8 protein-coding genes are annotated in these 9,773 nt (G+C 37.5%); 3 read left to right on the top strand and 5 right to left on the bottom strand.

The genetic code is table 11. From position 1 onward, the window contains the following. Nucleotides 1-640: 640 nt before the first annotated feature. The gene (locus tag JGE69_RS15875; protein WP_199114135.1) at nucleotides 641-1,669 is read right to left on the bottom strand and encodes a hypothetical protein; all 1,029 of its coding nucleotides are present in this window, start codon (nucleotides 1,667-1,669) and stop codon (nucleotides 641-643) included. Nucleotides 1,670-1,995: 326 nt separating this feature from the next. Beyond that, a complete protein-coding gene (locus JGE69_RS15870; protein ID WP_199114133.1) occupies nucleotides 1,996-2,856 on the bottom strand; it encodes a LysR family transcriptional regulator in 861 nt (286 codons plus the stop codon). A gap of 224 nt (nucleotides 2,857-3,080) precedes the next feature. On the opposite strand from JGE69_RS15870, the gene JGE69_RS15865 reads away from it, so the two are divergent. After that, on the top strand, nucleotides 3,081-3,974 hold the full coding sequence (locus JGE69_RS15865; protein WP_199114131.1) for a PhzF family isomerase: 894 nt from the start codon (nucleotides 3,081-3,083) through the stop codon (nucleotides 3,972-3,974). A gap of 82 nt (nucleotides 3,975-4,056) precedes the next feature. Here JGE69_RS15865 and JGE69_RS15860 read toward each other — a convergent pair whose 3' ends face one another. The 3 genes from JGE69_RS15860 to JGE69_RS15850 all read right to left on the bottom strand — a co-directional run bounded on the left by JGE69_RS15860 (nucleotide 4,057) and on the right by JGE69_RS15850 (nucleotide 8,503). Next, nucleotides 4,057-5,340 (bottom strand): ribonucleotide-diphosphate reductase subunit beta, encoded by a 1,284-nt coding sequence (locus JGE69_RS15860; protein WP_199114129.1) that lies wholly within the window; start codon nucleotides 5,338-5,340, stop codon nucleotides 4,057-4,059. Between the two features lie 138 nt (nucleotides 5,341-5,478). Next, nucleotides 5,479-5,613: a hypothetical protein gene (locus tag JGE69_RS15855; RefSeq protein ID WP_002120013.1), complete on the bottom strand. Its 135-nt coding sequence runs from the start codon at nucleotides 5,611-5,613 to the stop codon at nucleotides 5,479-5,481. A gap of 55 nt (nucleotides 5,614-5,668) precedes the next feature. After that, entirely contained in the window at nucleotides 5,669-8,503 is a 2,835-nt protein-coding gene (locus JGE69_RS15850; protein ID WP_199114127.1) for a ribonucleoside-diphosphate reductase subunit alpha, read from the bottom strand. Nucleotides 8,504-8,856: 353 nt separating this feature from the next. Between JGE69_RS15850 and JGE69_RS18165 the strand changes: the two genes are divergently transcribed. Together JGE69_RS18165 and bfmR are read left to right on the top strand one after the other, a co-directional pair. After that, nucleotides 8,857-9,039, top strand: a complete 183-nt coding sequence (locus tag JGE69_RS18165) for a hypothetical protein (protein WP_320158877.1) — start codon at nucleotides 8,857-8,859, stop codon at nucleotides 9,037-9,039. Further along, nucleotides 9,036-9,752, top strand: coding sequence for a response regulator transcription factor BfmR (gene bfmR, locus JGE69_RS15845; protein ID WP_000076440.1), 717 nt, complete (start codon nucleotides 9,036-9,038; stop codon nucleotides 9,750-9,752). Before JGE69_RS18165 ends, bfmR begins: the two co-directional genes overlap by 4 nt. Nucleotides 9,753-9,773: the final 21 nt, after the last annotated feature.

Here is a 9,773-nt window from a genome sequence, read left to right as displayed (position 1 = left end):
TAAATAATAAATAATAAATAATAAATAATAAATAATAAATAATAAATAATAAATAATAAATAATAAATAATAAATAATAAATAATAAATAATAAATAATAAATAATAAATAATAAATAATAAATAATAAATAATGGTGTTGGATTGAAAATTATTTTGAAAGTTGTTGCTGTTTTATTTATCTGTGTTATATTTTTTGTGTGGATTAAAGTTGTTAGTCAGGTGGATTGCTATGTTTAAATACTACTTTTATAAGTTTTTCTTTTCTTCTTTTGTTTGTGCAATAACTTTTCTTTACTTTCATTTATTAGATAAATTTTTTGTTGAGCTTTTAAATGTAATTCAACCTGAAAATAAAATTATTGTCGGGTTTATTATTGTATTAAGTATATTTTTAGGAAATCCTATTTTTAAGAAATTTTTTAAGCAAAGAATGAGAGAAACTTGTTTAATAAATTTTATGACATATCGATTAAATTTTGAAATTTACAGATTTAAATAATTTATCTTTAAAATATTATTTTTAGAAAAATAAAAAAGCCCAAACATTATGAATTGGGCTTTTTATTAAAAAATAAGACTTTGATTTATATCAGATAATAAGTGAATTTCTCATAAGGCGTATTATCTTAATTTTACTTTCACTGTATAATATTCGCTTCTATATTTTCAACTACGTCACATATATTTTCGATAAGTTCTTCAATCATTTGATCTGTAATATTGGTACGACTTCCATCAACTCCATATCCACCTCTATGAGCACAATCATGGCGGATTTCTACACAGTTGATAAAATACTGAGACTGAACTTCTGTCATAAGACTATGATTCAAGAATTCATAAAATAAATCTTTAGCTGTACCAACGTTATGGAAACTAATCTGATTTAACACCTCTAATAATTTTTCGTTGACAAAGTTTGGAGATTTTTCAATGTCACTAAGAAAAAATTTTTCTTTAATTTTCTTAGATATATAGTTAGTCTTAATCTGTGGGTCACTAAATATTTTTTTAATAAAGATACTAAATAAGTAGTTTTCCATTGCAGCAACAACATAACCATAAATCATTGTATGAAAACTATGAAGTTGATTAGGGTCTGTAATTCCAGAGCTTAATAAATTACGAGCATTTTGAATTTGCGTATCGAATATAGATTTAGCTTCACTAGTATGTATGAACCAATCACTTTCGACTTTATCAGTATAAATTGTAGTCCTCTTAAAAGCTTTATCAAAAACTGGTTGATCAGCTAAATCATCAAATTTACTTTTATTTTTTTCAATGTCTTTAAGCTTAGTAAGCAGAAGTAGTTCTAAGGCAGAGTTGTTAAAATACTCTTTAATTTGTTTATAGTATTCAGAATTCTCGCCTAAACTATAGAATGAGTCAGGTAATTGATCAATTAATGACGTTGATAATGTCTGATACTCGTCTATTTCACAAAAACTATTCTCTGTTTGATTCTCCTTAGCAATTTTTAATTGTCCAATTCTTCGTTGTGTTGCTAATCCAATCATATTCATAATATATAGATTGAAAGTTACCTTATAGCCGAAGTCATTCCATGGAGAATGCTCTAATAAAATCAAGTAATCCTCAATTTCATTAATATCTAAATCTGACGTGTTTACATCACTAATTTTATTACAAATTAAAATTTTCATATATTTCTAAAGTATTAAAAAAATCAAAGCTACTCTATAAAAATTAATCAAATATTACTATAAAAAATTAGCCCATTTAACATAATGGGCGTTATCTGAAACCATATTTAAAAAGATTTTAAAATCATAGTGTTAAGAATTTTTATCTTCTACAAAAAAAGCAAAATTCCGATTTTGACACAAATCGGCTTTTTTATGAGCAGATTTGATAGTTCTCGCCCATCGTTTTAACTAAAAAATACTTTGTATAACTTGAGAGAGACATAACTCGGTTTAACATAAAATTTCTTTTTCGAATTCAAAATTAGAATAAAAGCTAATGTTTATCACAATAGATATTCTTGAAGATCTTTTTCAATCGTCTCACTAATCAACGTTGAATAGTGACTATCCTTAGTGTCTAAATGACGCATTAACCACACATCTTGTTTTAAAGTTTGCTCGGGTAGTATGGGTACTAAACCCGAAGCCTTTGCAACAAAACAAGGCAGGGCTGTAATTCCTTGTCCTTCAATGGCTGCTCGTAGTTGCGAGTGCATGTTATCAAAAGACAAAGCAGGGGCTGCATCTTGGGTGAGTTCACGCATCCATTGCGCTAAGAACGTATATTGAAGGCTTCGGTCCCAACCGATTATACGATGATTCAGTAAATCAGCCGTTTCAGCATGTTCTGTGAAACTGGCGAGATAATCTTTACTGCAATAAAGTCCATATTCTAGTTGGCCAAGGCGTCGAATAATGTAACGCCCGCTTTCTGGACGAACAAGTCGAAGAATAATGTCAGCTTCCCGTCGGGAAAAATCAACAGGAACGACACTCGTTGATATCTCTAATTGTAAATCTGGATGCTTCAGTTGCAATGCTGTTAGCTTTGACTGAAGCAACTGTTGCCCGATTAACTCAGGTAAAGCAATGCGGAACAATGATTGTTGCCCTTGATCGTTATAACGTTCCATCGCTATTAAATGCTCTTCAGCTTTTTCAGCCAAAGAAAAAAAATGTTTTCCAACGTGGGTGAGTGTATAGCCATCACTGTCTCGAGAAAAAAGAATCACATTGAGACTTTTCTCTAGTTCAACTGCTCTGCGATGTACGGTAGAAACACTAATACCAAGCAATTTTGCACTGCGGCTCAACCCGCCAGTTCGCCCAATAGCTAACAAAATTTTAGTATCGTCCCAGTTCATACCTTTCCATATTTAGAAAATGCGTTTGCAATAAAAACTATAGTATCGCCGATGTTTAGATTTATACAATTCAAACAACCACTATAAGGACTCAAAACTCATTATTTGAGACGACTATAAACCTTTTAGAGCTACGACATATTTTGCTGCAATTAAATAAGATTTTCTGGTTATGGCAGGAGCTATTTCTGAGATCACAATATTAACAACAGAGGAGTTTTGCCATGACGACCATTTATGTAGTTGATGCATTTACCACTAAACCAAATACAGGAAATCGAGCAGGGGTTGTGCTAGATGCTGACCATCTTACGACTCAAGAGATGCAAGATATTGCTACATTTGCAGGGTATTCAGAAACTGCCTTTGTTTTGTCACCTAAAGATCCAAGCCATGACATACATGTTCGATATTTTACCCCTACAGATGAAGTCCCGATCTGTGGACATGCGACGATCGCTACTCATTTTTTACGTGCAACTACTGGCCACCAATCCGACTATCCATTAATCGCAAAAACAGGGGCTGGTCATTTACCCGTTTCAATATTTGGAAGTCCAGCAGCGTTATTGGTGAAAATGACCCAAGGTCGCGTAGAGTTTTTACCACCTTTTAATGTGAGTCAACGGAGTGAACTTGCAAGTGCACTGGGTGTGAGTGAAAGTGATTTTGCTGACTTGCCAATACAGGTTGTTACGACGGGGCATTCCAAGGTGATGGTGCCAATGCGGAGCAGAAGTAAGCTTGATGAATTAATTCCAAACAATGAAAAATTGAAAGCCATGAGTGCTGAAATAGGTTGCAATGGGTTTTTCCCATTTGTCTTGGAAGGTAGTAAGCAAGAACCTATTACTTATGGTCGAATGTTCGCACCCGCAATCGGTATTAATGAAGATCCTGTAACTGGTAATGCAAATGGTCCAGCGGGAGCGTACCTTGTTCACTATGATTTAATTGAATGTGATCAGAAAGTTAGCTATTGGGGATATCAAGGTCTAGCCATACAACGACCGGGGCGAGTTTTAGTGACAGTTGAGAAAACAGATTCAATATTACAAGTTAGCATTGCAGGTCAAGCCGTTTTAGTTGGCTCAGTTTTGTACTCTGGAAAAGATTGATTATATTTGAGAAATTATGACATTTTGAGTAATAAAAAAACCGCTATAGATAGCGGTTTTTTTATTTAGTAGATACTTAAACTTACCAGCTTAACGCACCACCAGTTTGATAGTCAGTTACGCGAGTTTCGAAGAAGTTCTTCTCTTTACGTAAGTCCATCATCTCAGACATCCACGCAAATGGGTTAGTTACACCAGCAAATTGCTCTGGTAAACCTAACTGAGATAAACGGCGGTTACAGATGAATTTTAAGTATTCTTCCATCATGCTTGCGTTCATACCCAATACACCGCGTGGCATCGTGTCACGTGCATATTCGATTTCAAGCATCGTACCTTCAACAATCATTTGAACCACTTCTTGTTGGAACTCAGCAGTCCAAAGGTGAGGGTTCTCAATCTTGATTTGGTTAATCATGTCGATACCAAAGTTCAAGTGCATAGATTCATCACGCAAGATGTATTGGAACTGCTCAGCAACACCGTTCATCTTGTTACGACGACCCATACTCAAAATTTGAGTAAAGCCACAGTAGAAGAAGATCCCTTCAAGAACACAGTAGAATGCGATCAAGTTACGAAGTAAGCGTTGGTCGTTTTCAGGCGTGCCTGTGTGGAAATTAGGATCAGTTAAAGATTGAGTATATTTCAAGCCCCAAGCTGCTTTACGTGCAACCGATGGAACTTCACGGTACATGTTGAAGACTTCGCCTTCGTCCATACCTAAAGATTCGATACAGTATTGGTAAGCGTGAGTGTGAATCGCTTCTTCAAACGCTTGACGCAAGATGTATTGACGGCATTCAGGGTTAGTAATGTGACGGTAAATTGCCAATACTAAGTTGTTTGCAACCAAAGAGTCCGCAGTCGAGAAGAAACCTAAAGAACGCATAACAATAGTACGCTCATCTTCGGTCAAGCCATTTTCAGACTTCCAAAGCGCGATGTCATGGTTCATGTTAACTTCTTGAGGCATCCAGTGGTTCGCACACCCGTCAAGATATTTCTGCCAAGCCCATTCATATTTAAATGGTACAAGTTGGTTCAAGTCCGCACGACAGTTAATCATTGCTTTGTCGTCAACTTGAACACGTTGAGCACCCATTTCTAGCTCTTCAAGGCCAGGGGCAACGTCTAAATGTTCTAAGGCTTGAGCGGCTCTAGCCACTGTATCGGAGGCAACTGTTGGTCGCACGGAATGGGTTCCAGCGGATTGTGGAGCTGCCACGCCCGGCGATGATGGCTGCGCAGTAGATACATTCTGCGAATCTGACGCTTTTTCCGATTGGACGGGCGCAGACTTGTGTTCAGGTGTAGTCGGTTTTTGCGAATCATCTTCAAAATCGTCCCAACTAAGGATAGACATTTTTGTTCTCTCTTCGTTGTATATATCTATATTTGACATCTCTTAAACGAAGATGTCCCTACTATACGCTTTTAATGTGTAAACAAAATTAAGTTTTATTGATGCATGACCAAATTTTGGGCCTTTGGTCTCTACTCCCTACAACTTATTTTGTTTACGCTGTTGCTTACGTATTGTGATAAATGCGTAAACCATCGGCATATAAAAGAAAATAAAGGCAAAGATTAAAACTCCAACACCAAGCATATAGTTATGGCTGAGATGAGAAAGCATAATCTTTACCTCTTTTAAGATTGCTCTTTAGTGAAAAGAGCAATCTTATTAAATGTTATTGGCAAGCTTCACAATCAGGGTTATCGATTGAACAAGCCATTGGTACAGGAGCTGCTTGAGTAAAGCCTTCTTCTTCAACCGCTGCTTCTGGTTTCTTCGCTTCTACAACAGGGGCAGCAACCGCCGCGGCTTCAACAGTCGCAGGTTTAACTGCGTTTAAAGCACCTGTGTTGATTGTAGATTTTTCAGCAGAAGTTGCACCTAAAGCTCGGAGGTAATAAGTCGTCTTAAGACCACGTAACCATGCCATCTTGTAAGTGATGTCAAGTTTCTTACCATTTGCACCAGAGATGTAAAGGTTAAGCGACTGAGCTTGATCAATCCATTTTTGACGGCGTGATGCAGCATCAACGATCCAACGTGTATCTACTTCAAACGCAGTAGCAAAGATTGCTTTTAATTCTTCAGGAATACGAGCAATTTTTTGTACTGAACCTTCAAAGTGTTTAAGGTCGTTAACCATTACTGTGTCCCAAAGACCGCGTTCTTTTAATGCACGAACAAGGTATGGGTTAATAACAGTGAACTCACCAGACAAGTTAGATTTCACATATAAGTTTTGGAATGTTGGCTCAATAGATTGAGAAACACCACAAATGTTAGAGATGGTAGCAGTTGGAGCAATCGCCATCACGTTTGAGTTACGCATACCGTCTTTTTGAACTTTGGCACGTAAAGTGTCCCAGTCTAAACGTTGAGTACGGTCAACTTCGAACATGCGCTCTGGACGAGATTTCGCAACAATTTCTAAAGAGTCGATTGGAAGGATACCTTTATCCCACAATGAACCTTTGAATGTTGAGTAAGCACCACGTTCAACAGCCAAGTTGCTTGAAGTTTCAATCGCGTAGTAGCTAATTACTTCCATTGATTCATCAGCAAAATCAACAGCAGCGTCTGAACCGTAAGCAATACCCATTTCGTATAGTGCATCTTGGAAGCCCATGATACCCATACCCACAGGGCGGTGTTTCAAGTTCGAGTTTTTCGCTTGTGGTACAGCGTAATAGTTAATGTCGATTACGTTATCGAGCATACGTACTGCTGTTTTAATAGTACGAGCTAACTTCTCACGGTCTAACACACCACCTTGAACGTGTTGTACAAGGTTGATCGAACCCAAGTTACATACTGCAATTTCGTCTTGATTTGTGTTCAAGGTAATTTCAGTACATAGGTTAGATGAGTGAACTACACCAACGTGTTGTTGTGGTGAACGTAAGTTACATACATCTTTGAATGTGATCCACGGATGACCAGTTTCAAACAACATAGAAAGCATTTTGCGCCATAAGTCTTTAGCACGTACTTTCTTGTGTAGCATGTTGGTTTCTTTCGCTACAGACTCATAGTAAGCATAACGCTCAGCAAATTCAGCACCAGTTAAGTCGTGCAAGTCTGGAGTTTCAGAAGGGGTAAATAATGTCCATTCACCATCTTCAAATACACGTTGCATAAACAAGTCTGGAACCCAGTTCGCAGTGTTCATGTCGTGAGTACGGCGACGGTCATCACCCGTGTTTTTACGAAGCTCTAAGAACTCTTCGATGTCTAAGTGCCAAGTTTCTAGGTATGCACACACAGCACCTTTACGCTTACCACCTTGGTTTACTGCAACAGCTGTATCGTTCGCAACTTTCAAGAATGGAACAACACCCTGAGACTTACCGTTAGTACCTTTAATATAAGAGTTCAAGGCACGAACAGGCGTCCAGTCATTACCTAAACCGCCAGCCCATTTAGAAAGCATCGCGTTGTCACGCATTGCGCCATAAATGTCATAAAGGTCATCGCCAATTGTTGTTAAGTAACAACTTGAAAGCTGTGGACGTAATGTACCTGAGTTAAACAGGGTAGGCGTAGAAGCCATGTAGTCGAAGCTAGACAATAAGTTATAGAACTCAATTGCACGCTCTTCTTTATCTTGCTCATTGAGTGCAAGACCCATCGACACACGCATGAAGAATAATTGTGGTAATTCGAAGCGAACGCCGTTTGAGTGAATGAAGTAACGGTCAAATAAAGTCTGTAAACCTAAATAGGTAAACTGATTAGAACGCTCTGGCTGAATTGCTGCTGATAATTTTTCTAAGTCGAAGTCAAGCAAGTCAGGTGAAAGCAAATCAAGCTCAACACCTTTTTTCAAGAATGCTTCAAGTGCATTATTTTCTGGTGTATCTGTTGATAAGCCTAAGAACGTTAAACCAGTGCTCACTAATTCGTTACAAAGCAAACGTGCAGTCACGTAAGTGTAGTTTGGTTCTTGTTCAATACGGGTACGTGTTGCCATCATCATTGTTGTGGCAATATCACTTTCTTTTACGCCGTTATATAAGTTTTTAACGGTTTCATCGACAATGGCTTGAACGTCAATACCTTCTAAACCTTCAGCTGCCTTAGAAACAGTTGCTTGCAATGCACTTAAATCAAGTGGCTGAAGCTGACCGTTTTTGTCGGTAACTTGTAAAGTAGGGTGGTGGTTTGAGTTCGTTTGCTGACGAGCGCTAGCACGTTGTTCACGGTAAATCACATAAGCGCGGGCAACCTTTTGTTCCCCAGTACGCATTAAAGCAAGTTCTACTTGATCTTGAATTTCTTCAATATGGATCGTACCGCCCGATGGTAAACGGCGAGTAAAAGTATTTAAGACCATTTCCGTCAACTGGGTAATACGGTCGTGAATACGGCTAGAATCCGAACTCTGTTGACCTTCCACAGCAAGAAAAGCTTTACCAATCGCAACTGAAATTTTCTCTGCATCAAATGCAGCAACATCTCCAGTGCGCTTAATCACCTGAATTTGACCGGGAGTCGAAGTAATTACGCTCATGCCAGCATAGCTCCATTGTCACTTTTGTTATGTTCATAGACCGTTTGAACCGAGCAAAAAACATGCCACGATATTTGAGGGATAAACACAAGACTTAGTAGTTAAAGTTTATTTTCAACACAAGATACGGGATTTTTCATAGCAGATCAATCTTGACTTTTTAGTAATTTTTTATCTGTATGATTTGATGGGAGATAGCATAGCAAAGCTGTTAAAAAACGCTTATAGATAACTTTGTGGATAACTCAAAAAACAAACACTTAAATAAATTTAAACTAAACAGAGAAATAATTTGTTTAATATTCATACATTGGAAATATGAATAGAATATGAAATTTAATAACAATAAATAAATCTTAAAAACACGTGAAAATTCAAAGGCTAATAAAATGAAACAAAATACGATGGTCATGTATCAGTTTGGTGAACGCCTACTTGTTTACAATGTAAACGTGTGTATATTGCAAATGATAAACGAATGTATCTGCAAGATTTTTAAGATGCATGAAACGAGATTTATAGGGGCAATGATATGAGCCAAGAAGAAAAGTTACCAAAGATTCTGATCGTTGAAGATGACGAGCGCTTAGCGCGATTAACTCAAGAATATTTAATTCGCAACGGTTTGGAAGTTGGTGTAGAAACTGATGGTAACCGTGCAATTCGTCGTATTATTAGTGAACAACCAGATCTAGTAGTTTTGGATGTCATGTTGCCGGGTGCCGATGGCTTAACAGTTTGCCGTGAAGTTCGTCCACATTACCATCAACCCATTTTGATGTTGACTGCACGTACAGAAGACATGGATCAGGTGCTTGGTTTGGAAATGGGCGCAGATGACTATGTTGCTAAACCAGTTCAACCACGTGTTCTTTTAGCGCGTATCCGTGCACTATTACGTCGCACAGATAAAACTGTAGAAGATGAAGTTGCTCAACGTATCGAGTTCGATGACCTTGTAATTGATAATGGCGGTCGTTCTGTAACGCTAAATGGTGAACTTGTTGACTTCACTAGCGCAGAATATGACCTATTATGGTTGCTTGCATCAAATGCTGGTCGTATCTTATCGCGTGAAGATATCTTCGAACGTTTACGTGGTATCGAATACGATGGTCAGGATCGTTCAATCGACGTCCGTATTTCACGTATTCGTCCAAAAATTGGTGATGATCCTGAAAATCCAAAGCGTATTAAAACAGTACGTAGTAAAGGTTACTTGTTTGTTAAAGAAACCAACGGGTTATAAGGTCTGAATAAACTTCCTATA

The organism is Acinetobacter sp. C13 (assembly GCF_016809775.1).
Lineage (GTDB): Bacteria > Pseudomonadota > Gammaproteobacteria > Pseudomonadales > Moraxellaceae > Acinetobacter > Acinetobacter pittii.
Note: the sequence above shows the minus strand (reverse complement) of the source record. Positions and strands in the feature narration are given on the sequence as shown.